Annotated in this window: 24 protein-coding genes and 1 tRNA gene; 15 read left to right on the top strand and 10 right to left on the bottom strand. The window is 40.0% G+C overall.

Features of this window, described 5'->3' with window-relative positions:
- Positions 1-29 precede the first annotated feature (29 nt).
- Positions 30-455, top strand: a complete 426-nt coding sequence (locus IEY48_RS04955) for a flagella synthesis protein FlgN (RefSeq protein WP_188917884.1) — start codon at positions 30-32, stop codon at positions 453-455.
- A 102-nt stretch (positions 456-557) separates the two neighbouring features.
- On the opposite strand, the gene IEY48_RS04950 is transcribed toward IEY48_RS04955, so the two are convergent.
- On the bottom strand, positions 558-1,118 hold the full coding sequence (locus tag IEY48_RS04950; protein ID WP_188917882.1) for a chalcone isomerase family protein: 561 nt from the start codon (positions 1,116-1,118) through the stop codon (positions 558-560).
- An 80-nt stretch (positions 1,119-1,198) separates the two neighbouring features.
- A complete protein-coding gene (locus IEY48_RS04945) occupies positions 1,199-1,678 on the bottom strand; it encodes a DUF2947 domain-containing protein (protein WP_188917879.1) in 480 nt (159 codons plus the stop codon).
- Positions 1,679-2,412: 734 nt separating this feature from the next.
- Between IEY48_RS04945 and pseB the strand changes: the two genes are divergently transcribed.
- From pseB to pseI, 9 genes are read left to right on the top strand one after another with little or no spacing between them, the layout of a single operon-like run.
- Positions 2,413-3,405: a UDP-N-acetylglucosamine 4,6-dehydratase (inverting) gene (gene pseB / locus IEY48_RS04940; protein WP_188917877.1), complete on the top strand. Its 993-nt coding sequence runs from the start codon at positions 2,413-2,415 to the stop codon at positions 3,403-3,405.
- A gap of 2 nt (positions 3,406-3,407) precedes the next feature.
- On the top strand, positions 3,408-4,556 hold the full coding sequence (gene pseC / locus IEY48_RS04935; protein WP_188917868.1) for a UDP-4-amino-4,6-dideoxy-N-acetyl-beta-L-altrosamine transaminase: 1,149 nt from the start codon (positions 3,408-3,410) through the stop codon (positions 4,554-4,556).
- Positions 4,553-5,239, top strand: coding sequence for a pseudaminic acid cytidylyltransferase (pseF, locus tag IEY48_RS04930; RefSeq protein WP_188917866.1), 687 nt, complete (start codon positions 4,553-4,555; stop codon positions 5,237-5,239). The genes pseC and pseF overlap by 4 nt, the downstream gene beginning before the upstream one ends.
- Positions 5,236-6,306 carry a UDP-2,4-diacetamido-2,4,6-trideoxy-beta-L-altropyranose hydrolase gene (gene pseG, locus IEY48_RS04925; RefSeq protein ID WP_188917864.1) on the top strand — a complete coding sequence of 357 codons (1,071 nt, stop codon included), beginning with the start codon at positions 5,236-5,238 and terminating at the stop codon, positions 6,304-6,306. Before pseF ends, pseG begins: the two co-directional genes overlap by 4 nt.
- Before the next feature lie 28 nt (positions 6,307-6,334).
- Entirely contained in the window at positions 6,335-6,982 is a 648-nt protein-coding gene (locus IEY48_RS04920; RefSeq protein ID WP_188917862.1) for a NeuD/PglB/VioB family sugar acetyltransferase, read from the top strand.
- A 15-nt stretch (positions 6,983-6,997) separates the two neighbouring features.
- A complete protein-coding gene (locus IEY48_RS04915; protein WP_188917855.1) occupies positions 6,998-7,582 on the top strand; it encodes a hypothetical protein in 585 nt (194 codons plus the stop codon).
- A complete protein-coding gene (locus IEY48_RS04910) occupies positions 7,582-8,505 on the top strand; it encodes a ketoacyl-ACP synthase III (RefSeq protein ID WP_188917853.1) in 924 nt (307 codons plus the stop codon). The genes IEY48_RS04915 and IEY48_RS04910 overlap by 1 nt, the downstream gene beginning before the upstream one ends.
- A gap of 13 nt (positions 8,506-8,518) precedes the next feature.
- On the top strand, positions 8,519-8,749 hold the full coding sequence (locus IEY48_RS04905) for an acyl carrier protein (protein WP_188917851.1): 231 nt from the start codon (positions 8,519-8,521) through the stop codon (positions 8,747-8,749).
- Positions 8,742-9,767 (top strand): pseudaminic acid synthase, encoded by a 1,026-nt coding sequence (pseI, locus tag IEY48_RS04900; RefSeq protein WP_188917849.1) that lies wholly within the window; start codon positions 8,742-8,744, stop codon positions 9,765-9,767. The genes IEY48_RS04905 and pseI overlap by 8 nt, the downstream gene beginning before the upstream one ends.
- Before the next feature lie 268 nt (positions 9,768-10,035).
- Here pseI and IEY48_RS04895 read toward each other — a convergent pair.
- Both IEY48_RS04895 and IEY48_RS04890 read right to left on the bottom strand, forming a co-directional pair.
- Positions 10,036-10,111, bottom strand: a tRNA-Arg gene (locus IEY48_RS04895).
- A 158-nt stretch (positions 10,112-10,269) separates the two neighbouring features.
- Positions 10,270-11,475, bottom strand: a complete 1,206-nt coding sequence (locus tag IEY48_RS04890; RefSeq protein ID WP_188917847.1) for a flagellar assembly protein FlgT — start codon at positions 11,473-11,475, stop codon at positions 10,270-10,272.
- Between the two features lie 281 nt (positions 11,476-11,756).
- Here IEY48_RS04890 and IEY48_RS04885 point away from each other — a divergent pair, with 281 nt between their 5' ends.
- Both IEY48_RS04885 and IEY48_RS04880 read left to right on the top strand, forming a co-directional pair.
- Positions 11,757-12,464: a FlgO family outer membrane protein gene (locus IEY48_RS04885; protein ID WP_188917845.1), complete on the top strand. Its 708-nt coding sequence runs from the start codon at positions 11,757-11,759 to the stop codon at positions 12,462-12,464.
- Positions 12,461-12,910, top strand: a complete 450-nt coding sequence (locus IEY48_RS04880; RefSeq protein WP_188917843.1) for an LPP20 family lipoprotein — start codon at positions 12,461-12,463, stop codon at positions 12,908-12,910. Before IEY48_RS04885 ends, IEY48_RS04880 begins: the two co-directional genes overlap by 4 nt.
- 93 nt (positions 12,911-13,003) lie before the next feature.
- On the opposite strand, the gene IEY48_RS04875 is transcribed toward IEY48_RS04880, so the two are convergent.
- A complete protein-coding gene (locus IEY48_RS04875; protein WP_188917841.1) occupies positions 13,004-13,930 on the bottom strand; it encodes a TonB-dependent receptor in 927 nt (308 codons plus the stop codon).
- Positions 13,931-14,335: 405 nt separating this feature from the next.
- Entirely contained in the window at positions 14,336-14,986 is a 651-nt protein-coding gene (locus IEY48_RS04870) for a TetR/AcrR family transcriptional regulator (RefSeq protein WP_188917839.1), read from the bottom strand.
- Between the two features lie 230 nt (positions 14,987-15,216).
- On the opposite strand from IEY48_RS04870, the gene IEY48_RS04865 reads away from it, so the two are divergent.
- Both IEY48_RS04865 and IEY48_RS04860 read left to right on the top strand, forming a co-directional pair.
- On the top strand, positions 15,217-16,338 hold the full coding sequence (locus IEY48_RS04865) for an efflux RND transporter periplasmic adaptor subunit (RefSeq protein ID WP_188917837.1): 1,122 nt from the start codon (positions 15,217-15,219) through the stop codon (positions 16,336-16,338).
- On the top strand, positions 16,335-19,409 hold the full coding sequence (locus IEY48_RS04860; RefSeq protein WP_188917835.1) for an efflux RND transporter permease subunit: 3,075 nt from the start codon (positions 16,335-16,337) through the stop codon (positions 19,407-19,409). Before IEY48_RS04865 ends, IEY48_RS04860 begins: the two co-directional genes overlap by 4 nt.
- Before the next feature lie 53 nt (positions 19,410-19,462).
- Here the strand turns inward: IEY48_RS04860 and IEY48_RS04855 are convergent, their stop codons facing one another.
- Positions 19,463-20,512: a putative sugar O-methyltransferase gene (locus IEY48_RS04855; RefSeq protein WP_188917833.1), complete on the bottom strand. Its 1,050-nt coding sequence runs from the start codon at positions 20,510-20,512 to the stop codon at positions 19,463-19,465.
- 321 nt (positions 20,513-20,833) lie between these two features.
- Between IEY48_RS04855 and IEY48_RS04850 the strand changes: the two genes are divergently transcribed.
- Positions 20,834-23,305, top strand: coding sequence for a 6-hydroxymethylpterin diphosphokinase MptE-like protein (locus IEY48_RS04850; protein ID WP_188917831.1), 2,472 nt, complete (start codon positions 20,834-20,836; stop codon positions 23,303-23,305).
- Positions 23,306-23,381: 76 nt separating this feature from the next.
- Here the strand turns inward: IEY48_RS04850 and cydX are convergent, their stop codons facing one another.
- From cydX to IEY48_RS04835, 3 genes are read right to left on the bottom strand one after another with little or no spacing between them, the layout of a single operon-like run.
- A complete protein-coding gene (cydX, locus tag IEY48_RS04845; protein WP_188917829.1) occupies positions 23,382-23,492 on the bottom strand; it encodes a cytochrome bd-I oxidase subunit CydX in 111 nt (36 codons plus the stop codon).
- Between the two features lie 17 nt (positions 23,493-23,509).
- Entirely contained in the window at positions 23,510-24,649 is a 1,140-nt protein-coding gene (gene cydB, locus IEY48_RS04840) for a cytochrome d ubiquinol oxidase subunit II (protein ID WP_188917827.1), read from the bottom strand.
- Between the two features lie 15 nt (positions 24,650-24,664).
- On the bottom strand, positions 24,665-26,221 hold the full coding sequence (locus tag IEY48_RS04835; protein WP_188917825.1) for a cytochrome ubiquinol oxidase subunit I: 1,557 nt from the start codon (positions 26,219-26,221) through the stop codon (positions 24,665-24,667).
- Positions 26,222-26,940: the final 719 nt, after the last annotated feature.

Genomic DNA, 26,940 nt, shown 5'->3' with positions numbered 1-26,940 from the left:
TGTTGTTCACGAAAATAAAAGAGTAATATATGACCGATTTAACTGTGCTTCTTGATGCTCAGCATCAAACGCTGACTCAACTAAAACAACTTATCAGTGACGAAAAAAGTGCATTGCTAAAACAAGATGCAGACAAATTGCTGCAACTTGCCAAAGAAAAAATGCAACGCATGAGTTTGCTCAAAGTCACTGATGAAAAGCTCGCAGCACACCCTGAGCATGACAAGCTAACCACGCAGCCAGAATTGGCCGAAAAAGTGGCATCTGCTAAAGCAATATTAGCCGAGTGCAAAGACATCAACGCGCAAAACGCCAACCTCATTGAACACAATATCGCGACCATCAACCGCTTGTCTCAAGCACTGCAAGTGAGCCGAAATGCCACCAGCCTTACCTATAATGACAAAGGTAAAACCTCAACAATATCAACTTTAGGTAATGATTTTACAGCCTAGAATGCTTCGCGGCTAGAGCGCTGCTAGAACACTTCGCTGCTAGAGACGCTTCGCTGCTAGAACCTAGCAGGACGCAGTCCGCCCTAGCACCTAGCAGTTGATTTACTGCGCTAACATATCCTGTTTTAAGCTTTTTTGTGCTGGGTTATCACCTAACCAAATCTTTAATAACGCCTGACGGAAAGCTTCTCCAGTAATTTCGCCCTGAACCTGATCATTTTTAATACTGGTCACGCCCTTGCCTTTTTGAGTCACAAAAGTAAATTGATCGCCCTCAACAATTTCATCGGCAAATAATTGGGTAAAGTGTTGAATATCCGTTTTAATCGAACCAGTATTGTTATCTGTTGCCGCGTCAAAGCCCTCTTCTATCGCATTACGCATTTTATCTGAGGTGATCATCCCAGACGTAATGGTTAACTGAATCACTGCAATAGGTTGTTCAAGCACGCTGTCTAACTGATCTGCTGCTGTTGGCAAATATAAACTGCCGACATATAAGTCCATAAAAAACTTACTGCGCACACCTGCACCATTAAGGACTAAAGCTTGTTCTGCAAACGTCGCTTGCTCAGCAACATCGACATCAGCAACCACTTTTGCCTGTGTAACAACCGGCAACATCATGGCAAAAACCAACCCAATTAATTGATTAAGTTTCATATATTCTCGTTATCGTTATGTATTTTATGCGTTAGGTGGGAGGAAACTGCGCCATAAAGGCGCCAAGCAGCAAAAATCTGTTAGCCACGCATACCCAATTTATATTGGCCGTTTTGCTCAAACATCAGTGCTTGTTTGTGTTTAGGTGCCATTAAAATTGGACCATCATCAAAAAACAAAAAGCACTTCCAGTTACGTACAAATACGTCCCAACGAGTTTCAATCACTTGGTATTTTTCATAGCAAAAATAAACGACCGCATCATCTGGCCATTGAATATGCTCAACAATCGCTTCTGGCAAGGCGTTATCATTTGAATCCCACGCCGACTGCCAGTGTTCGGTTGCACTCCAGGCATCTTGCTTTGCTGGCCAATCACCTTTAGCAAATTGTTCAGCACGGCTGCTTTTATTGCTTATCCACTTATTCCAGACTTCCATGGCACTTTTATCAGCCAACGGCTTAATCAATACCTTGTCATCATCTGACACAGGCAAATCTTTATGGTTAAAAATCCACTTACGCTTATACTTTTCGAATGAAATGTAACTATGTTCCACAAAAGCCTCATTGTTGAGATATATCATTTATTTGACTGCATTATACGGTTTGACTGATAACAAATAAAATTTTGATAACAGATAAGTTATCTACAAATGACACACTGATTAAGCGAAGTGATAAGGTTTTAATGATCCGGCGTGTACCTTACATCTATAAAACAAAGGGTAAGCAAGACACTTTTCAGTCCCTAACAACACTCATTTAGCAGGTAGCAGTACTGATTATTTAGCCTAGGTCCTACGACCGTAATGCCGCTAGTGATAGTGTAGTGATTAACCAGAGAGAAGCTAGAGGAAAGAATATTCAACTACATTAAGGTTTTTAATGTCAAAGACTATTAGTTATGCCAAATGTAAAATCCATTTTAAAAGCATCTTAGTTATAAATTGTTCAAATTTTTGACTATCAAGCAGCAAGAACACTCATCCCATTTAAAAATTAATCTGTGACATTGATTTGAATGGATAAAAATAGTTCACTTTTGACGCGGTATCAGTTAATAAAGTTAGACAATTCAAATTAAGTTACTAAAATAATGAATGTTTATATGATTTTGCCTGCTATAGCTCACTATCATACAAGAAGATAACCTCGAAATAGTTACGACGAAATAACTTATGGTATAAAAACTGCTTAATCAGCTTATGGTGTTAACAGAAACGTTGTCATTGGCTTGCTTCATAACGAAAAAACAAAGTAAGGCTTGCTAAGGTAACAATTTGGAGAGTACATGTTTGACAATAAATCGATTCTAATAACAGGCGGCACTGGCTCATTTGGTCAAAAATATACTAAGACCATTTTAGAACGATACAACCCTAAGCGGTTGATAATTCTATCGAGAGACGAACTCAAACAGTATGAAATGCAACAAATTTACAATGCACCTTGCATGCGATATTTTCTTGGTGATGTTCGAGATAGCGATCGCATAATGCAGGCGTTTAACGATGTTGACTATGTGATACATGCTGCGGCAATTAAGCAAGTACCTGCTGCAGAGTATAACCCGATGGAATGTATCAAGACCAATATACATGGTGCCGAAAATGTTATTAAAGCGGCAATAGCTAATAAAGTAAAAAGAGTTATCGCCCTGTCTACAGATAAAGCCGCAAATCCAATTAATTTATATGGTGCGACAAAGTTGGCATCTGACAAATTATTTGTTGCTGGTAATAATATTGTTGGTGCAGGAGACACTCGGTTCTCTATAGTACGTTACGGAAATGTCGTTGGTTCTAGAGGCTCTGTAGTGCCATTCTTCAAGTCATTAATCGCAAATGATACAGATTCCTTACCGATTACACATCCTGATATGACTCGCTTTTGGATTACCCTACAAGACGGGGTGGATTTTGTTCTCAAAAACTTTTCTCGAATGCAGGGAGGAGAGATTTTTGTGCCGAAAATTCCATCTGTTCGCATTACAGATCTTGCAGAGGCTTACGCACCAGGTTTAAAGCATGAGATTGTTGGAATTCGTCCAGGTGAAAAAATGCATGAAATCATGTGTCCGGGAGATGATTCACACCATACTATTGAGTTTGATGATCACTTTGTCATCACGCCAAGCATTACTTTTTTTGGCAAAGAAAATGATTACTCAACCAATAACTTAGGAGAGGTAGGCAAGCTAGTTGAACAAGGTTTTGAATATCATTCAGGTAACAATCCTAACTTTTTAACTACTGGGCAAATTCGTAAGCTGGATGAGGCTTAATCATGATTCCATATGGGCGTCAATCCATTTCAACAGCTGATATTGAAGCAGTAACTTCTGTGCTTAAATCTGATTTTTTAACACAAGGCCCTCAAGTCCCGCGATTTGAAAGTAATATTGCGCAACTAACCCAATCTAAGTTCGCCATTGCAGCTAATAGCGCAACCTCTTTGTTGCATGTCGCCTGCCTAGCACTTGGAGTCACAAAGCAAAGTACAGTATGGACCAGTCCTATTTCTTTTGTGGCCTCAGCTAATTGTGCTTTATATTGTGGGGCAAAAATTGATTTTGTTGATATTGATCCACTAACCGCAAACATGTGCCCTAAAGCGCTGGAAGAAAAACTTGCTAAAGCATCCAAAAATGATTCTTTACCGAAAGTAATAATTGCGGTACACATGGCTGGACACAGCTGTGAGATGAAACAGATATCTCAACTTGCTAAACACTATGGTATTAAGGTAATTGAAGATGCAGCACACGCAATAGGAGGAAAATATCTAAATTTTCCTATTGGTAGTTGCCAATTCAGTGACATCACTATTTTTAGCTTTCATCCTGTTAAGATTATTACCACAGCCGAAGGCGGCGTTGCTACAACCAATAACCCTCAATTCGCTAAATCTATGAGGATGACATGTAGTCATGGCATAACCAAAAAACCTGTCGATTTATATCAAACTGATGAAGGTGCTTGGTTTTATGAACAGCACTCATTGGGCTTTAATTATCGTATGACTGATTTACAAGCCGCTTTAGGGAGTAGTCAGCTTAATCAGTTGAGTTCTTTTGTTAATAGGCGAAACCTCCTTGCCAGCGGTTACCAAAAACACTTTAATGAGACAGAGATAGAAGTTATTTTGCCACTGAATAATAGCTTGAGTGCTTATCATTTATTGATTGTGAAATTACCCGAACACTGCAATAGAAAACGTATTTTTGAAGCAATGAGAGACGCTGGGATCGGCGTGCATGTGCATTATATTCCAATTCATTTACAGCCTTATTATCAAGCGTTAGGTTTTAAGAAAGGCAATTTCCCAGCAGCTGAAACTTACTATCAATCTTGTCTCACATTACCTTTATTCCCTGATTTAACGACAGAAGAACAAGATTTTATTTGTGACACTCTTAAGGAGTTAGTCCGTTGAAAATAGCAATCATTCCAGCTCGCGGTGGCAGTAAGCGTATCCCCAGAAAAAACATTCGCCCTTTTTGCGACAAGCCTATTATTGCAAGGTCTATTGAGGCTGCTATCGAGTCTGAATTATTCGATCATGTCATTGTGTCAACTGACTGCCAAGAAATTGCAGAAATAGCGAGAAGTTATGGTGCAGAAACCCCATTTGTAAGACCAACAGAGCTATCTAGTGATGTGGCAACAACTCGTGTGGTGGTCAATCATACTATCAACTGGGTAAATGATAATTTAGGCGAAGTGGATTATGCATGTTGTCTTTATGCAACAGCCCCATTTGTAACCGCTGAAGCAATAAGACAAAGTTTTGCGCAATTACTCGATGTTGGTAGCGATTTCTGTTTCACCGTAACCAGTTTCCCTTCGCCAATTCAAAGAGCACTTTTTATGGATGATTCTGGTCAGGTGGAAATGTTTAGTCCAGAGCACTTACAAAGTCGTTCACAAGATCTCATCGCTGCTTATCATGATGCTGGGCAGTTCTATTGGGGTAAAGCTGAGGCTTTTTTACGAGGGGATATAATGTATTCGAGTCATGCAACACCCTATATAGTCCCTCGTTATCAGGTTCAAGATATTGATACTGAAGAAGATTGGGTCTTTGCTGAACGTATATTTGTTGCGGGAAGAATGTGAAACAAGTTTTAATCCGCACTGATAGCGGACATCATATAGGTAGTGGTCATATAATGCGCTGCCTAACCATTGCTAAATTACTTAGTAAAACAGGTGTGAATGTCAGTTTCTGTTGCCGATACCATCATGGTCACCAACCAAAGGCATTGGAAGAATTTACCGTATTAATGCTGCCTGAACCAAAGAGATACACTCAAACTCATGGCGATTATCCACATAGCAATTGGTTAGGGTGTACTGAAGAGCAAGATGCTGTAGAAACTTTACGCGAACTAAAGCGAGCAGGTATTAACCCTGACTGGATAATTATCGATCACTTCTCTTTAGGTGCTGCTTGGGAACAAAAGCTTGTCTCTGAGACACAATCTAGCCTGGTTGTTATTGATGGGCTCAGAGATAGGCCTCATGATTGCCAAATACTCATCGATCCCACGTTGAATGAACGCGAACCAACTTGTGGAGATGGAAACGTATTTTTAGGGCCTTGGAACATACCCCTTAGAGAAGAGTTTGCTGGAATTAATCCGCGAATAAGAACACAACTAAAAAAGGTGTTTGTGTGTTTCGGTGGTGTTGATAAGGATGATGTTACGGGTCAAGTTTGCGAAGTACTAACACAAAAATCACTTCGTAATCGATTAGATAGAGTCGATGTTGTTGTTGGGGCTTCCTATCCCTATATTGAACGGCTTAAAACATTATGCCGACAACATTCAAATTATCTGACTCTCGAGGTTCAATCCTCGAGAATATCGCATCTTATGGAGCAGGCCGACTTAGCGATAGGCGCCGGTGGAGGAATGTCCTGGGAGCGCTGCGCTGCAGCTTTGCCTGCCCTTTGTTGGACGATTGCGGACAATCAATCTGTACCTAATGAACAATTAGCTAAATTAAATGCAATCATAAATTTAGGTAAAGTAACTGATGCATTAGATCAACAACTAGAATCGACTATGTTGTCTCTATTAAATGAACCTAATAAGCTGCTTTTAATGTCAGAGTGTGCCAAAAAAGTGATGTTGGGGTGGAACAAGAAAAGCGCTTGGGTGGCAGAGATAATTAAGTAAGTTGTTCTTAATCAGGAATAAGAAGAATATGAGTAAAAAGCGAGTGGTCATTATAGGTGGTGCAGGAAATGGCGCAGTATTGGCTCAAATCATTATGGATATGCAACGCGCTGGCAACGAGATAGAACTTGAAGGTTTTCTTAACGACAGTCATAGCCAAGGCGAATTACTCTTCCACTGGCCGGTGCTAGGAAAGCCTAAGCAATGGCGAGAATTAGATGAAGATATCCTTTTTGTATTTGCACTTTTAAGCGTAGGAAAAATGCGTCAAAGAGCTGATTTATTAAAATCTTTGGCTATTCCCCCGAGCCGAATGGCAACCTTAATTCACCCTAGTGCGATGATAGGTTTCGACTCTCAAATTGGCACGGGCAGCGTGATCTGCTCAAATGTGTCTATTCAACCTCAGGTGACTATAGGCCAAAATGTTTTAGTTAGAGCCGGAGCGAATATAGGTCACGATGTGCAAGTATCTGATTATGTAGACATAGGCCCGAATGTTTGTCTATGTGGGTATAGTTGTGTGTTGGAAGGGGTTCACGTTGCTGCAAACTCAGTTGTGCGAGATGGGTTAACTCTTGGTGCATTTTCAGTGATTGGAGCAGGTTCAGCATTGTTAAAAGATGCTGCAGAAGGTACTACTTGGTTGGGGAACCCCGCACGCCGAGTCAGCTAAATAAAAGGTGGCAAAATGTTCGAATTTAAAGGTAATCGTAATTATTTACATGGAACAGATTTTTATTTGTTCACTGTAGAGTATGCCAAACAAAATTTGCCGCAGGGAACTAGAATTAGTCAGCTTAGCTTTAGAAAACTTGCTAAACGCCAATGCGAATTAAAGAGTCAAAAGCCAAATACAGGAACAATAGTCGCTACAGGAAAATTCAATTTAATAGATAGCACGACCATTCCATTTTGGTGGGTTGAGGGAAATTCCGTAGTTGAACGACGCTATGAGTTTGATGAAGATAAACTAGTAACCGTTGCTCAAACGACTTTATCTCCAGCGACAATAAGCATGCATAAACCCACAGGAAACTATACCTGTATTGAAGTTCTCGTTGCCTTAACTAAGAAAATGCATAATCAGATAGCAAAACCAAACAAGGGGAAGTGGCTATTTGGTCAACTAAACCTTACTAGGAATTTACCGATAGAGTATGAAAAAGCGGAAATTAGGCTTCAGTCAATGTTGCATGGCCAGTTTTCAGTTTCTGAAGTTTGGCTTGATGGTATATTCATAGGGCAAATTAGGTTTATCGTGGAGGGGAAGTAATGGAAATAGGTATAAAAGCAGTAGCAAGTTACATTCCTTCCACTTCAATTGATAATTTAGAACAAGGTCGTCATTTTGGCGAATCAGCAGAGTTTGTTGAATCTAAACTAGGCGCGTTGGTATTACCGCGAAAAAATCCACATCAAGATTGTTCTGATCTATGTGTCGAAGCCATTGAGCAACTAGCCAAACAACAACCTAGTTTAGAAAAAGAGAACATTGATGCACTCATCATAGTGACTCAAAATGGCGATGGTGAAAATATTCCACACACAGCTGCAATAGTACAAAAAAAAGCAGGACTGCCGAAAACAATTGCCGCATTTGACGTATCTTTAGGTTGTTCGGGCTATGTTTACGGTCTTTATATTATCAAGGGACTGTTACAAGCTGCGGGGCTTAAGCAAGCACTATTAGTGACAGCTGACCCTTATTCAAAAGTCATTGACCCCGCTGATAGGGTTACTTCCATGTTATTTGGAGATGCCGCCACAGCCAGCTGGATTGGTCATGATCCAGTCTTCAAACTTGGCTCAGTACTATTTGGAACTGATGGTAATGGCGCTGAAAGTTTGCAAGTAAAAGAAGGCATTTTATCGATGAATGGTCGACAGGTATTCAACTTTGCCTCAGTAAATATACCTAGACATATTAAAGAGCTATTAGCAGTTTGCGACATGTCTGAGGTAGATATAGATGCTTTTCTTATCCATCAAGGAAGCGCTGCAATAGTGGATACCATTGCACGCCGCTTTACTGACAAGAACTACTTTATTAAAGATCTTAAAGATACTGGGAATACCGTTTCATCCTCTATTCCTCTCCTTATAGAAAAACACGCGATGAATAGTGATTGGAAAAATATTGTGCTAAGTGGGTTTGGTGTAGGATTTTCCTGGGCAAGCGCATTAATTCATAGATAATTAGGAGGCCATCATGGTCAATTTAGAAGTAATAAAAAAAGCACTAGAAGAGTCTGGCGCTTTAGATCTTCAAAAGCTAGCTCTAGATGTCACCTTTGAAGATGCAGGATTTGACAGTTTAGATATGTTTAATTTATTTGTGGAGCTTGAGCAACTAACAAGTCACCAAGTTCCTGATGAAAAGGTCGATGAACTGACGACTCCTGCCGCTTTGATCGCTTATTTTGATAATTTAAATGACTGATTGGCTTCCGAAAAAGGCCATAATCATAGCTGAATTATCAGCCAATCATAATGGCAGCTTAGCAAGAGCTTGTGACACTATCAGGGCCATGGCAGCTTCTGGTGCAGATATTGTTAAGGTTCAAACATATCGACCGGAGTCTCTATGTCTAGATATTGACAATGATTACTTTGGTAAGCGCAAAAAAGGCTTATGGAAGGGCAGGACTTTATGGAGCTTATACCAAGAAGCTGCATTGCCTTATGAATGGCACCAGCCTTTACAAGAGCTTACCCATGAGCTGGGTATGGAGTTTTTCTCAAGTCCATTTGATCTACAAGGAGTGGATTTTTTAGAAAAACTCAAAATTCCTTATTACAAAATCGCCTCCTTCGAAATTAACCATATCCCACTAATTGAAAAGGCTGCGCGAACAGGGAAACCACTTATAATCTCTACCGGTGTTGCTGACGATACGGATATTCAACTTGCGCTCAACACTTGCTATGAAGCCGGTAACTTTAAAGTCGCTCTACTTAAATGTACATCTCAATATCCTGCAAACCTAAGTGACGCCAATCTGAGAATGATCACTGATATGCAGCACAGGTTTAAGGTGCCTATAGGATTATCAGATCACACTATGGGTTCATTGGTGCCTATAACAGCAGTAAGTCTAGGTGCGAGAATTATTGAGAAACATTTTACCTTAAATCGAAATGATGGCGGTGCTGATGCTGCATTTTCTATGGAACCCAATGAGTTTAGTAAAATGGTTGAGCAGATAAGAAGCGTTGAATCTTGCTTAGGTGAAGTAAATTACTCTGTGACTGAAGAAGATAAACTGCGTCGCCGTTCAATTTTTTATAGCCGAAATATCTCTATTGGAGAGGTAATAAATAAAGAAGATATCAAAGTTCTCCGTAATGGGAGTGGTTTAGAGCCCAAATACATGAACCAACTGCCAGGGGTGACCTTGGCTCGTAATGTAAAGATAGGAGAGCCTGTACTTGCTGGTGATCTTCTACAAAAAGATTAATCATAAGGTTACAAGAACATTTCTATAAAAATGTTCTTGTTAATTCGACCCGGACACTAACTTATACCATAACTTTATGTTGTATTTTTCAAATAAAACTATTGAAAATACACTTAAATATCCATGATTGAGTTCAAACTATCAAAAAGCGGACTTTTGAAGAATGCTTAAAAATATTCCAAAAAAGTGGCTTTCACAGGCGGCGAAATTTTAGACGATTTTATTAAGTTTTTTTTTTAAGGAAGGTTAAAGATAAAAATAGGTGTTATGGTCTCCCCACAGGGACTCGAACCCCGATCGGCCGCTTAGGAGGCGGCTGCTCTATCCTGTTGAGCTATAGAGAGACCCGTTGATTATACTGAGTTTATAATTGATTTAAACCCTTTAAATTTAATTGCTTAAATCTTAATCGCATTAACGATGTTTACGGAGAATATTTACATGATATACGCTTCACAACAGCGTTAATGGACTACAAAATACACTTAAACATTATTGATGGTTAATTTTTGATCGCAATATCATTTACTTGAATATTATCAGCGCCATCAATGCCATTAAATATCGCAGTGGCGCTGTCTTCACTGACTTGGTCAATGACAATATTTGCCCGACTTTTACTGGCTATTGGCCTCATTGTGTTTAGGCGGTCTGGGATATTTTTTTGCAGCACGACCTGAAATTTATCGCCCATTTTTACCCCATTTTTACGGCCCAAATTAATGATAATTCTGTCGCCTTGCCTGGCAATAATTTGGCCTAACAACGGGCGACAATTTAATTGTTTATCTAAATTAAGCACGCTCGTTTGAAAAATCTCACTGATGGCTTGACCATAGGATGAACGCCAAAAACGTTGGCTAGCGGGTGATACGGTTTCTTGCTTTTCAAACTCCCACTCTGTTGATGTGGCAAAGGTTTCTGTCCACACAACCTCACCACTAATGCCATGATATAGCGTGAGCTTTATCATGAACTGCCTGATGGGATAATCTTCGGTTAACCCCAAAAAGCCATTTTGTGCAGGCCCAGTTGAAATATCAATGATTTCAGGCTGTAACACGTATTGGCTTTCGGTTATTTCGCCTAACCAGGTGGGAATACGATAACCTCTAAAGTTAACCAATTGGTTGGTGTTATCTATTTTTTCATCTGCATGTATTCGAGCAAAGCTATAACGCGATTGAGAGTTGATGGTTTTACCCAATTTTTCAGTAATTTGCTGTTCAAAGTTGGCTAATTGGCCGTAACGTAATTGAGCCCGCTCTTGTAAATAAGATTGTGGCAACATAATTGCGGCTTTTAATGATTGGCTTTTACACTGTGCGTTCGGCTCTTGCTCAGAGAGCGCTAACTGTAATACCACGGTGATGGTATTTTGGCTGATTATCTCACTCATTAATTCGACATTATTAGCGGACCCCATGCGTTGAATTTGAAACACATCTTGAGTCAATCGCCCTTGGTCGATGGATTGCTCGCTCGAAAAATTAACACCCGCTTTTAAGCTTGCGTAATTTAACGCCTGGCTAATGGCATCTTCCCGGGCCTTATCTATGTCGCCGTTAACAATTTTTGCCCGACCCGTAACCTCAACCAGCTCAGCAAAAGCCGGTTGCACCTGAAATAGACTCGCAATTAGCATTAACGCTAGTGCAATTTTGCTTAAGCGTGTTGCGCGCTTAGTAAGGTGTGTTTGCGTCGGCATACGATATCCTAATGTCAAAAAATCGTCAGTTGGGCAGTTAAAATCATTGATATTTAACAAGCAAAAATCGCGCCATTAAATTAATTAACACAATTGGGCTTGGTCACACTCAAATACAGTAAAGCTTTTAAGGTATTTGCCGATAAAGTTTTATAGTTCATTTGCTGCTTTGTCGCGCACCGTGGTGACAAGCGAGGTAAATATTTATCAAACCTCTGATAAATATAAATAAAACCTTAGCTACTGACACTACAAACAGCAGACATTTAAAAGGAACCATCATGATTAATAGGTTTACTCTCACAGCAGTGCTGGCGATATTAACTGTCGCGGCGTGTAACCAAACACCGAACCCGGCAAACAATTTAGCGTTTGAAAATAATGGTAAATACGCCAGCGTTGCTGATGAAAATGGGGTTTATCAAAACCAGCTCATTTATGACATTCAAGGTGCTGGGTTAGCCCCAAAGGGCCAGATTAATGTGTGGGCTGAAAAACTGGTTAATGAATTGGTTTTGCAAAACGATGCTTTACGCTCAGATCAGCCGCTGCTTATTACAACCCCTGTACTGTCAAATAACTTAAATGCCACCAATGAGTTGGCGTTACAATTACAACAAGGCATGTTGGCTGCGTTTCATGCCCGTGAGTTTAATTTAGTTGATATGAATGTTGCGATTAATTTACGTGCAACAGAACAAGGCGAGTTTATGTTGAGCCGCAACTGGGAATTACTACCCTCGGGTTTACCTGTGTCGCATGTATTAGTGTCAACAATGTCCATGACACCTGAAGGCGTTGTGTTCAACGGTCGAGTCGTCAATGTGACTAACAACCGTGTGCTTTCTGCGGTGCAGTCATTTGTCGCAGCTTCGAGTTTATCGGGATATTTGCAGCCATCTGAATTAATTGAATCTCGTAACGGCTTACTTTACCGCCATGAGAAAAAAGGCGACAGCCGTTATACCGTGTTAGGAGATGAGCTATGAAGCAACTACTCTGCGTTATTACGCTGGTTTTATTAAGCGGGTGTGCCGGTAAAGATAAATACGTGCAGTGGGAAACCGAGGCACCAGAATCGTTCCCAACGTTAACGGCGGTAGGTTATGCGCCTTTAGCTACGCAACCAAGTCCTGAAGCTTCACACCGGGTTTTAATGGCGATGCAAGCGTCAAAAATTGCCGCATACCGTGAGTTAGCAGAACAAGTTTACGGCCAAAAGGTTTCAGCGAATAGCGATGTCAGTGAGTGGTTATTAACTGACGACAATGTTAAATCGAGTGTTAGTGGTGTTATTCGCGGTGCTAAAGTGGTTAAGACCTACCCTTCTGGTGAGTTTTATGTCACTGAGTTAGCGTTAGACTTTAAACAAGTATGGCAATTGTACCAGCAACAAAACCGCCCTAAACGAGTTAAAGAAGTCACTTATTTTTAATGTTTAAGCTTATTAGCCATTTGGCTGATAGAAAAATGCCGCTGATAACCAGCGGCATTTTTTATTCTAAAAACGGTAATTTATATCACTAGCTTAAAAAGCTAATTTAAACACCAAGCCAAATGCAGCCTGGTCTTCAATGTCTTCGGTCACTTTTGGATCGCTTAATTCCATTTCACCGCCAAAGTAATAACCAGCATACGCATTAAGGCTTAAGCTATCGGTGGCTTTCCAACCTGCACGGACAAAGCCGACCCATTCGTCAATCTCGATGGTTTGGTCATCGTCTGCGACTAAAAAGCGTTCGGTACGTTTTGAACTGCCAATACCAAAATCAATATCTGGGCGATATTGATAACTTAACTCTAAGCCTGCAGGGCCACTGAAACCTGCTTGAAACGGGTTAGCTAGCACTAACTTGTCGTTAATTTGCCAGCGAACGGCTATGTATGGCACAGTGCGCACTTCTGAAATGTCATTCAAATAAGCCACCCCAAAACCCAGCATATTGCCTGAGTCAAAACGGTACATACTTGATGCTACAACACCGTAACTTTGTGCATTAGATGACGATGCGGTATCGGCATAAGCATATTTTAATTGCGGCGCAACTAAAAACATCCAATGGTTATCTAAACGATATGTCAGTGATAATCCTGCGCTGTATTGATGAACCGTCGACCAGTCTTGCTCGTCTGATAGCAGCTGGGTAGCTTGGTTGATCCGCCAATCATAATCTAAATTATCATAACCAACATTTGCCCCTATAGACCATTGTCGATTTAACGGCATGGAGGCTGAAAAACTGGTTTTCCAGGCGTCACGCTGAAGTTCATTAGCACCATTATCACCAACATCCGCTGTGGCGGTTGAGGTGCGTGCAACCGTTAATGAAAAGGGTGAACGGTCAGGTGCGGCAATGGCTTGTTGGCAGAGCAATAATCCAGGAACCAACAATAACGATTTAATCAATAAGCTGAGTGCATTGGGCTTAGCGACAAAAGCTTTATAAGATGTCATAACGATGTGCATCCTTTCAAAATAAAATGGTGAGTAGCGTTAACTATCTGAACCAATACTGATTAAATCACGCTTCAGTTCAAATCCAATGTATTATACCAATTCCATTAATTATGTGACCAATCAGAGTCACTCAGATTGTTCAGTTTGAGGCGCATTGTTGAAATAATGGTTATTCCCTTCTAAGGCAATGCAACAAAGAAATGGACAGTCTGAGTGCCTCCTGCAAGGCGGGTTTCTGTGCCTTCTATTCTGCTTAATAGCATTTTGACGTACGACTGCATGGATGCAGAAGGTAGAGCAACGCAGGAGCAGTTGCCGAGAACAACTATGCCTAAAATTCTATTACTTGCCTAGAAGACACAGAACTCCCGCTGAATGACCAGATAATTAATGGAATTGGTATTATTTTATCGCAACTTTATGAGCCCGCAAAAACATCTCCGCGGTATCTTGTAGGTATTGTTGTCTGCTTAACAATAAATGATCTGTATCTAACGCTAGCTCTAGACGTAACTTAAGCTCACCAAAAAGCATTAAACATAGCCTTACAGCACTGTCATGTGGGTGCTCAAAGTAGTAATCGCCATGTTGATTAACCTTGGTTAAATATTCACAAATTAACCCTAAAACATGTTTGGGGCCCGCGTTGTAAAACAGTTTAGATGCCTCTGGATGGGTATCAGCTTGGGCAACACAGGTTTTAAATACTGTCATGGTGTCTTTGCTAACAATCAACTCTCCAAACTGTTTGGCAAATTGCAGTATGACTCGTTGAGGGTTTGCTGCATCCATTAATGTATCACTAGTGAGTTGATGTACAACGCATTTTGAATCAATAGCGGCAACAAATAAATCATCTTTAGAACCAAAATGCGAGTAAACCGTTTGCTTTGATACACCCGCATTTTTTGCCACTTCATCCATACTGGTTAACGGAAATCCTTTTTGACAAAATAACTCCATTGCCGACTCAAGCACTTGATTTCGCTTTTGTTCACTGCGACTCAAATTCACTTGTTCGTCGTTATTTTTGGTTGAAGTATCTTTTGTCATGTGGGTTCCGTAGGGTGACTAAAAAGCAATTTCGATTAGCGGTTTGTGCTAGCACGATAAATTCATCATAACCAAAAATAGACTGGACAGTCTAGTTCTATAAAATTAGACTAATGAGTCTAGTTAACAAATCAGTTACATCTTACAGTTTAGCGTATCGTTTTTTAGCGCTAAGATCTGAAATAGAGATGAGTTCCCATCGATACACATAGCGCTTTAAAGGATTATTTATGTTTGCTGCAAGTTCATTTACTCAACATGCAAAAGGCTTAGCATTAGGATTAAGCTTAATTCTGCTAAGTGGTTGTGGTTCTGAAGTCAAAGAGCATTCGCACACCATTGAGTATCAGTCCGTACAGGCGCAAACATTAGTCCTGAATGATCGCTACCTACAAATGCAAACTTACACTGGGACAATTCGTTCGGCTAACACCACAGGCATTGGTTTTGAGTTAGCTGGCAAGCTAAATAATATCGTGGTCGACAGTGGTGACAGCGTAAAAAAAGACCAAGTGTTGGCGCAATTAGATACCGATTTACTGATTGCTGAAAAACAACAGCTTGAAGCCAGTTTATTGCAAACTCAAGCAGACATCGATTTAGCCAAAAGCACCCTGCTTCGTACCGAAAAATTAAAAACACAAAACTATGTTTCAGCACAACAACTCGATGAAACCCAACAACAAGTTATCAGCCTACAAGCCAATAAAAAAAGAATAGAAGCAAGCTTAAGTGCCACCAACTTAAAACTTGAAAAATCGACATTACTTGCACCATTTGATGGAAAAATTAGCCAGCGCTATCATAACCTTGGTGAGGTAATTGCCCTTGGTAGCCCAGTATTTACCTTAATTGGTAATAGCCAGGCAGTGGCTTATATTGGGGTTCCGGTCGATGTTGCGCAGCAATTAACGACTCAACAGCATGTTGATGTACGTGTTGGCAAACAAACCTTTACCGCAAAAATAGCCGGTATAAGTGCTGAGGTGAATGCCATTAGCCGTACCGTGCAGTTGCGGATTCAGTTACCTGAGTCAGCAAGAGTGATCAACGGCGAAATTGCCTATCTAGCCTATCAACAAGATAATTTAACCGCCGGATATTGGGTACCAATGTCAGCGCTTACTGACGGTGTGCGTGGACTATGGAATGTTTATGTACTGGTGAAAGATGATCAAACCCATTATCAAATTGAACGCAGAGACGTCGAGATTATCTACACCAATGAACAACAAGCATTCATCAACGGGGCGATAAAAGCCGATGAACAAATCGTGTCAGACGGGTTGCATAAAATTGTAGTTGGCCAAAAAGTCACTCTCGCCAATACCCAATTAGTGGGGGCGTTATGATTAAAGCGTTTTTAGAAAATGGCCGCTTAACAAGCTTATTTATTGCGTTGTTAATTGTTGCCGGCTTAGGGGCAATATCAAGCCTGCCGCGCACAGAAGATCCGCACATCACTAACAGGTTTGCGTCGGTTATTACTCAATATCCAGGCGCATCAGCAGAGCGGGTTGAAGCATTAGTCACCGAAGTGCTTGAAAACCAATTGCGCCGTTTAGAAGATTTAAAATTAGTGCAGTCAACATCTCGCCCTGGCATTTCGGTTATTCAGCTCGAGTTAAAAGACACGGTAATCGATACCGACCCAGTATGGTCGCGTGCGCGAGACCTAATCGCCGACAGTAAGTTTTTATTACCCGAAGCTGCACAAAATGGCGTGTTAGATGATCAACTCGGCTATGCCAGCACTGCCATATTAGCCATAGTGTGGACCGACGATTCTCCAGTAAGAGCCGACATACTTAACCGTTATGCTAAAGAGTTACAAAGCCGCTTACGCTTACTGAACGGTACCGACTTTGCCAAACTTTACGGTGCCCCAGAAGAGGAAATTCTGGTTGAGCTTGATGGCAATAAAATCAGCAAACTGCATTTAACCCCTGCAGGAATTGCAGCTATTTTAGCCAATGCTGACAGTAAAATTTCTGCCGGCGAAATCAATAACAGTCAATTTAGAGCATTAGTTGAGGTTTCTGGCGAGCTTGATTCACAACATCGTATTCGTCAGGTGCCGCTAAAAGTTGATGATTATGGCCAGATTATCCGTTTAGGTGATGTGGCAAATATCTCTCGTCAGGCTAAAACGCCTGCAAGCAGTATTGCACTAATTGATAGCCAACAAGGCATATTGGTCTCTGCCCGTATGCTTAACGACAATAGGGTAGATTTATGGCAACAACAAGTTAGCCAAACCATTGATGCGTTTTCGGTAAACTTACCTGCCAATATTGAAGTACAGTGGCTGTTTGACCAGCAAGGTTACACTCAGGATCGCCTTGGCGATTTAGTGGTTAATTTACTCCAGGGCTTCATTATTATCCTCGCGGTGTTAATGCTCACGTTAGGCCTGCGTAATGCCGTCATTGTGGCAATATCACTACCATTAACCGCATTATTCACACTAACTTGCATGAAATACACCGGATTACCGATTCATCAAATGTCGGTCACCGGCTTAGTGGTGGCCTTAGGTATTATGGTTGATAACGCCATTGTGATTGTGGATGCCATTGCTCAGCGGCGTCAGCAAGGCATGACAAAACTTGAAGCGGTGTCAAAAACCTTACATCACTTATGGCTGCCGTTAGCAGGGTCAACCGTTACCACTATGCTGGCTTTTGCGCCGATAGTGTTAATGCCGGGTGCTGCAGGTGAGTTTGTTGGCGGGATTGCGATTTCGGTTATGTTTGCCCTGCTTGGGTCGTATATTATTTCACATACTATTATTGCTGGCCTTGCGGGGCGATTTAGCCGCAGTGAAAAACCAAGCGCCTGGTATCAACAAGGCATGGCATTTCCAAAAATTAGCCAGGCATTCACTGCAAGTTTACGCTTTGCATTGAACCGACCGTTATTGACAGCCGTTGTGATTGGTATTTTGCCCGTGGCTGGCTTTTTTGCGGCCGGCAAAATGACCGAGCAATTTTTCCCGCCATCAGACAGGGACATGTTTCAGCTAGAGGTGTATCTGGCACCTCATGTCAGCATTGAAAACACCCTCGCCCAGGTGAAGTTGATTGATAACAAACTGCAAAAAATTGACGATATTCTCGCTGCCACCTGGGTTGTGGGCGGTAATACCCCATCGTTTTACTACAATTTAACCCAGCGTCAGCAAGGCGCCACAAACTACGCTCAGGCAATGATAAAAGTCACCGATTTTGTTGCTGCAAATAGATTGATTCTACAGTTGCAAAAAGAGCTTGATAGAGAATACCCACAAGCACAAATACTGGTTCGAAAACTTGAGCAAGGCCCACCGTTTAATGCCCCTGTAGAGCTACGAATTTACGGCCCTAACTTAGATACATTAAAGACATTAGGCGAACAAGTACGAGGCATTTTAAATGCCACCCCAGATGTCATTCATACTCGTGCCACATTTAGCTCAGGTGCGCCAAAAGTGTGGCTTCAGGTAAATGAAGATGCCAGCCTAATGAGCGATTTAAGCTTAAGTGACATTGCCAGCCAAATCCAAATGGCCACCACAGGGATTATTGGCGGCAGTATTTTAGAGCAAACAGAATCGTTACCGGTACGAGTCCGTCTAGGCGATACCAGCCGTGAGCAAGCGACCCGTTTAGCCGAAATAAACTTGGTGTCACCGTCGGGTTCTGGCATTCCTTTATCTGCACTGTCTTATAATGAGGTTAATGTGAGCCGCGGCGCCATTCCACGTCGTAATGGCGAGCGGGTAAACACCATTGAAGCCTATATCACCAGTGGCGTACTCCCCGCTCAGGTGTTAAATGACGCCAAAGGCGCTATCGCAAACCTTGATATTCCAGCCGGTTATCATGTTGAAGTGGGCGGTGAAAGCGCTAAACGTAATGAAGCTGTGGGCAACTTACTGTCTAACATTGTCTTAGTGTTTACCTTATTACTAGCTACAGTTGTCCTGTCGTTTAACTCATTTAGATTAACGGCCATTATCTTACTTAGTGCGTTTCAATCGGCTGGGTTAGGCTTGCTAGCAGTATTTGTGTTTGGCTACCCGTTTGGGTTTACCGTGATTATCGGTTTGTTAGGCTTAATGGGATTAGCGATTAACGCCGCTATTGTGATTTTAGCGGAGTTAGAAGATGTGCCCGATGCTAAGCAAGGTAATTTAGCGCTCATTATCGATACTGTGAGCAGCTGCGGGCGCCATATTGGTTCAACCACCATCACCACTATTGGCGGTTTCTTACCGTTAATTATTGCTGGCGGCGGGTTTTGGCCACCTTTTGCCATCGCCATTGCGGGTGGTACATTACTGGCTACTATGCTGTCTCTAGTGTGGGTGCCAGTAATGTACACCTTATTAATGAAGCCTAATGCCTTAAAGTATGTAGTAGCCAATGATGCATTAAATTAGTAAATTTGGTAATTCTGAGCTAACGCGGTTTCATAATACACTTTAAATATTGCTTACTTCTTACGTTCATATAAACGTAACTCTGAGTTAAAACCGTCTATGGTTTCATACCCAAACGGTAGAACATTTACAGCAACTAACTGGTATTCTGGAAGAAAAATATCATAGTCACCAGATTTAATTGCTTTTTTTACCCCAGTTTGTGAATCGTTCACAGCAACTTGCTTACCCTCACGTAGATTTCTTAATAATACATAGCGACTTTTAAGCCTACTAACTTCTGCAAGGTAGTTCTCTACAATATGCGGCTCCATTTCTTGAAATGAAATAAAGTTAACAAATAAATCTAACTCTCCTTCAAGTTTAGGTAATTGCCATGGGCATAAAATTGCAGCCTTGTATTGCTCTCTCAACTTGCTGATATTAAGCTTATCATTAGATAAGTGACTATAATCAGCAACCTTGTCTTTGCCAAAAATGGTTTGCAAATAATAAGTTGAAAAAATGCATGTCGGAGGGATATCTACATTCATATAAAAACAGTCATTTCTTTCATCGCTTATTAAAATCTCTCCTAATGAACCAAACCCACCTCCAATTTCAAGTACAGAATTGACATTGATATCGGAGATGTTTTTCTTGAGGAAATTAATACCTAGTAGATAATTTAAAGATGACCTGCTGTATTTTTTCCCATAAAAATCAAACTGCTCTATCGGGTTTCCAACATTAGATTCTGAAAAATTACTAGTGAACGGTTTACGATTACAATCACTGGCAGCATAAACACGAAAATCACTGCGTGCTTGATTACTCCCATTGAACAAGTCCTCGATATACATTTGTGCTTTAGGTCTAGCAACTATCTCTCTACACTTAGCAAGTATGTACTTATATTTCTCCTGCTCATTGATCATGCCATCAAATAAGTATGTCGGGACAAAGTAACTCAGAGCACTAGGTAAGGTTCTAAAATGAGTTATACCATAAGCGTCCAAATCATCTTGAAGCCTTGCCGATCCCATCTTCCAAAAATGTGAAGGACGATAACATTCTTCAACGTTTTGCATGTCCTTAGAAATGACATCAACCAAACTATTCATATTCTCACCTTTAATTAGTGTTTGTCTTATTAGACTGAATTGTAAAACTCTGCCCATTCACACTCTATAATCTAATAAATTATTTAACCTTTATTCATTGCAATTTTTAGACCAAACTTTCAGCGCAATCAGCTAAACATTAACGGCCTCGATACAAAAACTCTTAAGGAAGATAAAATTAATGTATGACGATATACTTAGTCTTCACATAAACTAGTAGAGTTTCGATAAAACAAGGCAGTTATACAATAAAGGCACACTTTTTGCTATCTTGATGTGCGACAAGATTTTGACACTAATATGATGGGTGATGAGGCTCTTATGATGATCGAAGAAAAAAAAATTGCTAATGTATTCGCAATCTCTCCATTTAATGAGTATTACTTACCGAGTGTTAATCGTCTTACATTTGAAAAAATTGACTCCTTATCTCTTTTTAACAAAAAATTCCACTCAAAATTTAAGCAAGAAAACACGCTACATATCATAGTTGGTATGGATTCTGGCTTACTCGCTAACTATGTTATGGAATACCCGTTAGCAGAGGGATCAAAGTACCTTTTTGTAGAGTTAGATGAGGTTTTAAACTTTCTTAATGTAGATATCCCCGACTCGTTAAATAATTCGCTTTCAATTTGCACCGCAACACAATTCAAGCAAATATTAAAGAATACAGATTTTAACCTATTTATTGTTAAACATAAATTCAAGCTCCATTATTCAACAGCTGCATCAGGCAATGACATTTACGCGTTATTAAACCATGACATTGAAAAAGCCATTGAACATGAATATTTTGAAAGCAGTGTAGGGTTTACCCAGAAAACATTTTTTAAACGACAACTAGATAACTTGGCAGAAAATTTGATGCCAGCAAAATTACTACAAAATAGCTTCCCAGGAAAAACATGCATCGTGCTTGGTGGAGGCCCTTCTTTAAATCAACATTTAAATTGGATAAGAGAAAACAGAGAAAAACTTATCGTTTTTTCAGTATCAAGGGTTGCAGGTAAATTATCTAAAGAAGGGATCAAATCAGATATTATTGTAACGGTTGACCCTCAAGATCATAGCTTCGAAGTCAATGAAGCAATGATGAGCTTAAGCAATGAAAGCATACTAATCAGCGCTGATCATACTTGTGCAGAAATAGTAGCACAATGGAATGGCAGTTTGCTTTATACAGGTAAACAAATCCCTTGGGATGATGAAAAAAATAATAAAAATATAAAAACTGAAGGTCCAACAGTTACTAATAGTGCGATTAATATTGCAACAGAAATGGGCTTTTCTCAAATACTTTTATGCGGAATAGACTATTGCCACTCACAATCAGGACAAACTCATACCTCAGATACATACAAAGCTAATTTAGGAGCTAATATTGGCACTATCTATGAGTGGGTAAAAACTTATAAAGGTGAAATGGCCGAAACACCTATTCAACTCTTACATGCAATAAATGATCTTTCTCAATTTGTAAAATCCCACCCCAAGGTCAACTTCGTAAACCTTTCAATTGATGCTGCAATTGTAGAAAATGTTAATTTTAGAGGTACTAGTGACATTACATTAACGGATATAAGCACTGCACAAAGAGACTTAATTTGCCCGCAGCGCTTTGTTCTGGATGTGAATGAAAAGAATTTGATGTTAAATGAAGTAAAAGCAACTCTAGATGTATCAATAAATAAACTAGAGCAATTGCTCGTTAAACTAAAACAAGCAAAAACTCTATGTAAAAAAATTAGCAAGATTAAGTCAAATAACAACATCTTGATTTCGATGGTGAAAAAACTAGACTCTTTAGAGAGTGAGTTCAATAATGAATATAAAAAATATTCTTATATTGTAAAATTTTATGGGTATTACGAGTTTTCACAATTTCTTACAACTAAAAATTCTAACAGTTGGACTTCTGATGATATCAATAATCAGAGCAAAATTTACTATGATGTATTTTATAACATAGCTCAGGAACTATACGATTTAACCTTAGATGCTAAAGCTCGACTAAAAACTAGAATTTCTGAGTATGCCGAGCCATTAAACTTTAGTGCTTTTATTCCTCAATGGCGTAATGACCGTCATTTTGGCAGGGCTTTAATTTGGCAACGTGAACATTCAAATATCATTGAAGATTTAACCCTAAATGATAAAAATACACTGGCACAATTAACTGATGAGTATAGTAATTTATTTGTAAAGAAAGATGAAAAATCCAATACCAATTTAGTTGAAAACCTTAATAACGCAACAAGAAAATTGAGCATACTTATTCATCAGAAACATCTTATAGGTATAAATAAAATGGTCGAGTATTTGGAACCATTCATTAGACAAGACGTTAAAATAGAACGATTGTATTATCTTGCAAAAAGTTATTATCAGTTTTTTACTAACTCATTCGAAAATGCATTAGAAACAATATTACAACTTAGTGACACAGAGAGAGAGGAACAGGAGCTAAGTCTGATTATAAGGTTATCTTTAAAGCTTAATAATTTTGAACAAGCGATAGATAGCTTATCCAAAATCGTTCAATACAACGATGAATATTTGCCACAATATGCGCAAATTTTACACTTGCAAGGTCAAAACCAATTAGCTCTAACATCGTATTTAGATTACTTAGACAAATACCCTGAAGACGTACCAGTTTTACTTAAATTCGGTTTATTTCTGGTTAATGTAGGAGAAATTGATAGTGCTAAATCTGTACTGTTGCAAGTAATGAGTATTGACCCTAACAATCAAACAGCAACAAAATACCTAGCAATATTGAACAAATAATTTAAATTGCAGCCAATAAAAAACCGCTTTATCACTAAAGCGGTTTTTTGTTACTGCATAGGTTCAAAACAGTAGATTAATCTTCGTTTTGACGGTCCATGTTTTCAGTGTTCTCAAGCCATAATGCATTGATGATACCGAATGAACAAGCCAGTAATACACCTAAAATCCACGCAAAATACCACATAGATGTTGCTCCTTAATTTAGTAAAGTGAGGTTTTATTGTTTTCAATAAACTCACGATTTAAACGGCCGAACATCTTGTAATAAGTCCAAGCAGTGTAAGACAAAATAATGGGTACAAAAACAGCCGCAACTAGCGTCATGACGGTTAAGGTCATTTCACTCGCCGTTGCATCCCACATAGTTAAGCTCACATTAGGCTCTAATGATGATGGCATTAAGAATGGGAACATCGCAGTACCGCAAGTAAAGATAACGCAAGCAACAGCAAGCGAACTGAACAAGAAGGCAAAACCACTACGATTAAAGCGACTGGCCAAAACAACCAATACAGGCATAATTAAGCCCAAAATTGGGAATAACATAGTCACAGGGTATTTGTCGTAATTGGTTAACCAGGCACCCGCTTCAACAGCAACTGTTTTGGTCGTTGGGTTTGATGGGCCTGCTAAGTCCAGTGTTGATGTAACCACATAGCCATCAATGCCATTAACTAACCAGACACCTGCTGCAGCAAATAGTACAAACAACAAGCTCGCACAAATTTGTGATGCTTTAACACTGCGTACACGTAGCTCGCCTTCGGTTTTCATTTGTAACCAAGACGCACCTTGCATCATAAACATGCTGACACTGACAAGACCGGCTAATAAACCAAATGGATTTAAAAGACCGAAAAAGCCACCGTGGTAAGTTGCACGTAGATATTCGTCAAAATTAAATGGCACGCCTTGCAGCAAGTTACCAAATGCCACACCAATAATCAGTGGTGGCACGAAACCGCCGGCAAATAAAGCCCAATCCCATGACTTACGCCATTTTGGATCTTCAATTTTTGAACGGTAATCAAAGCCAACTGGACGCATATATAACGCGAATAACACCAACATCATCGCCACATAAAAGCCAGAGAATGATACCGCGTAAACCATAGGCCAAGCAGCAAATAAAGCACCACCCGCGGTGATAAGCCAAACTTGGTTGCCGTCCCAGTGAGGGGCAATGGTATTGATCATAATACGGCGCTCGGTGTCGTCTTTACCAATAATCGGTAATAAGGCACCAACGCCCATGTCAAAACCATCAGCCACAGCAAAACCGACTAATATTACACCGATTAATGCCCACCAGATAAATCTTAATACTTCGTAATCTAACATAATCAAGTCCTCCGATTAGGCGTCTAGGTTTTCAAAGTGATAACGACCAGTCTTTAAGCTACTAGGGCCAAGACGAGCGAACTTGAACATTAAGAAAGCCTCTATCACCAGTAGAATGGTATAGAACACCGTAATCGAAATAATACTGAACCATAAATCCGCAGGGGTTAAACTCGATGCCGACATAAAGGTGGGTAATACTTCTGAGATGGTCCAAGGTTGACGGCCAAACTCTGACACAAACCAACCACATTCAATGGCAACCCAAGGAAGCGGTAAGCTGTAAAGTGCTGCACGTAAAACCCATTTTTTCTCAGCAATTTTATGACGTGTGCTTTGCCAAAATGCTGCGGCAAACACCAGTAACATAATCACACCTGCACCAACCATTATCCGGAAGGTCCAGAACATAGGCGCTACCGTTGGAATAGAGTCGTATGATGCTGCGATAATTTGCTCTTCTGTCGCATCAACCACTTTATCGGTATAACGCTTAAGTAAGAAGCCATAACCTAAGTCGTCTTTGGTCGCCTCAAATTGTGCTCTAACCTCTGGAGTTTCATCACCTGCACGCAATTTTTCAAGCAGTGCATATGCCACCATACCGTTACGGATACGCGCTTCATGCTCTTTTACAAGATCTTTAAGGCCTACCACTTCCTCATCTAAAGAACGTGTGGCAATAATACCCATTAAGTAAGGAATTTTAACGGCGTAATCTGTGTGCATGGTTTCTTGATTAGGAAAACCGACAGCCGTAAACGCTGCCGGAGCGGGCTCAGTGTGCCATTCAGCTTCAATTGCCGCTAATTTTACGCGTTGAACTTCGCCGACTTCGTAGCCTGATTCATCACCTAGTACAATAACCGATAAGATTGACGCTAAACCGAAACTTGCAGCAACGGCAAATGAGCGTCGAGCAAACGGTAGGTCACGACCTTTAAGGATGTAGTAAGCACTGATAGAAAGGACAAACATTGCACCAGCTACATAGCCAGAGGCTACGGTATGAACAAACTTGACCTGCGCAACAGGGTTAAACACTAATGCAGCAAAGTCCGTCATTTCCATACGCATGGTTTCGTAATTAAACACAGAACCCACTGGGTTTTGCATCCAACCATTTGCAATCAAAATCCATAATGCTGACATGTTAGAGCCAAGGGCCACTAACCAGGTTACCGCAAGATGTTGACGTTTGCTAAAACGATCCCAACCGAAGAAGAACATACCCACTAAGGTAGACTCTAGGAAGAAGGCCATTAACGCTTCAATCGCCAGAGGCGCACCGAAAATGTCACCTACATAATGAGAATAGTATGACCAGTTAGTACCAAACTGGAATTCCATAGCTAAACCCGTAGCAACACCTAAGGCAAAGTTAATCCCGAAAAGCTTACCCCAAAATTTCGTCATATCTTTATATATCTGATTACTTGTCATCACATACAGTGATTCCATAATCGCCAGAATAAAGGCAAGACCTAGGGTAAGTGGAACAAATAAAAAGTGGTACATGGCTGTCAACGCAAATTGAAAACGCGATAGCTCAACAACCTCTTCGATAATCATTGGCGACTCCTTACTTCATTCAGTTCGACCAAATGCGATACGGCAATGGCACATTGCCACAGTGATGATGTTATACCTGAAAACATTATTTTAAAGTTAATAATGTTAATGCGTTTATTAATGAAAATAGACGAATCAAACCATTAGCTTAGATTTTCAAGCCCAATCCTAAACGTTCTATATCTTACGGCATACAAGCGGGTGAGATCAGATTTTTTACTCAAATTTGTGACAAACATTAGATTTTTTGCATGATTGCAGTTTAATTTATAAATAACAATTACTTACGAAAAGCAAAAGTGTGCCACAAACCATAAAATAATCATTTTTGTGATGTAAGCCCGAGCAAGTTTTATTAGAAAGTCTTGTAGCGCTAACAAATTGCTCATTTTATCCTCTCTAGAGGTATTGACAATATCAACCCAATTGCTAGGCGCAAACATTTAAAATACATAAAATGCTCATAAATACTGTATTGATTAATATTGTTAACGAATATATAACCCTTTAATAAAGCACTAATAACAGATTAGTAAATCTTAATATTAAAAAATAGCGGAATTAAAAAATATCATTACAATTCAGTCAAATAGAAATACTTTCAATCTAATTTATTTAAAAAACCACAATACGCATTATTAAAACTAATTCCAAATGTCATTTTTTCTCATTTGAGCTTTGTAAATGTCGATCGTATAATTTATATACAACATTCTTCG

The organism is Shewanella saliphila (assembly GCF_014648295.1).
Taxonomy (GTDB): Bacteria; Pseudomonadota; Gammaproteobacteria; order Enterobacterales; family Shewanellaceae; genus Shewanella; species Shewanella saliphila.
The sequence above is the reverse complement of the archived record's forward strand: the minus strand, read 5'-3'. Positions and strand labels throughout refer to the sequence as shown.

Bases quoted from the DNA above. Each gene is read 5' to 3' on its own strand.
- IEY48_RS04850 (WP_188917831.1), top strand. From the start codon at position 20,834: ATGATGATCGAAGAAAAAAAAATTGCTAATGTATTCGCAATCTCTCCA.
- IEY48_RS04875 (WP_188917841.1), bottom strand. From the start codon at position 13,930: ATGACATCTTATAAAGCTTTTGTCGCTAAGCCCAATGCACTCAGCTTA.
- IEY48_RS04870 (WP_188917839.1), bottom strand. From the start codon at position 14,986: ATGACAAAAGATACTTCAACCAAAAATAACGACGAACAAGTGAATTTG.
- cydX (WP_188917829.1), bottom strand. From the start codon at position 23,492: ATGTGGTATTTTGCGTGGATTTTAGGTGTATTACTGGCTTGTTCATTC.
- pseI (WP_188917849.1), top strand. From the start codon at position 8,742: ATGACTGATTGGCTTCCGAAAAAGGCCATAATCATAGCTGAATTATCA.
- IEY48_RS04910 (WP_188917853.1), top strand. From the start codon at position 7,582: ATGGAAATAGGTATAAAAGCAGTAGCAAGTTACATTCCTTCCACTTCA.
- IEY48_RS04855 (WP_188917833.1), bottom strand. From the start codon at position 20,512: ATGAATAGTTTGGTTGATGTCATTTCTAAGGACATGCAAAACGTTGAA.
- IEY48_RS04905 (WP_188917851.1), top strand. From the start codon at position 8,519: ATGGTCAATTTAGAAGTAATAAAAAAAGCACTAGAAGAGTCTGGCGCT.
- cydB (WP_188917827.1), bottom strand. From the start codon at position 24,649: ATGTTAGATTACGAAGTATTAAGATTTATCTGGTGGGCATTAATCGGT.
- pseC (WP_188917868.1), top strand. From the start codon at position 3,408: ATGATTCCATATGGGCGTCAATCCATTTCAACAGCTGATATTGAAGCA.
- IEY48_RS04955 (WP_188917884.1), top strand. From the start codon at position 30: ATGACCGATTTAACTGTGCTTCTTGATGCTCAGCATCAAACGCTGACT.
- IEY48_RS04920 (WP_188917862.1), top strand. From the start codon at position 6,335: ATGAGTAAAAAGCGAGTGGTCATTATAGGTGGTGCAGGAAATGGCGCA.
- IEY48_RS04860 (WP_188917835.1), top strand. From the start codon at position 16,335: ATGATTAAAGCGTTTTTAGAAAATGGCCGCTTAACAAGCTTATTTATT.
- IEY48_RS04865 (WP_188917837.1), top strand. From the start codon at position 15,217: ATGTTTGCTGCAAGTTCATTTACTCAACATGCAAAAGGCTTAGCATTA.
- IEY48_RS04890 (WP_188917847.1), bottom strand. From the start codon at position 11,475: ATGCCGACGCAAACACACCTTACTAAGCGCGCAACACGCTTAAGCAAA.
- IEY48_RS04885 (WP_188917845.1), top strand. From the start codon at position 11,757: ATGATTAATAGGTTTACTCTCACAGCAGTGCTGGCGATATTAACTGTC.
- IEY48_RS04915 (WP_188917855.1), top strand. From the start codon at position 6,998: ATGTTCGAATTTAAAGGTAATCGTAATTATTTACATGGAACAGATTTT.
- IEY48_RS04835 (WP_188917825.1), bottom strand. From the start codon at position 26,221: ATGATTATCGAAGAGGTTGTTGAGCTATCGCGTTTTCAATTTGCGTTG.
- IEY48_RS04950 (WP_188917882.1), bottom strand. From the start codon at position 1,118: ATGAAACTTAATCAATTAATTGGGTTGGTTTTTGCCATGATGTTGCCG.
- pseB (WP_188917877.1), top strand. From the start codon at position 2,413: ATGTTTGACAATAAATCGATTCTAATAACAGGCGGCACTGGCTCATTT.
- IEY48_RS04880 (WP_188917843.1), top strand. From the start codon at position 12,461: ATGAAGCAACTACTCTGCGTTATTACGCTGGTTTTATTAAGCGGGTGT.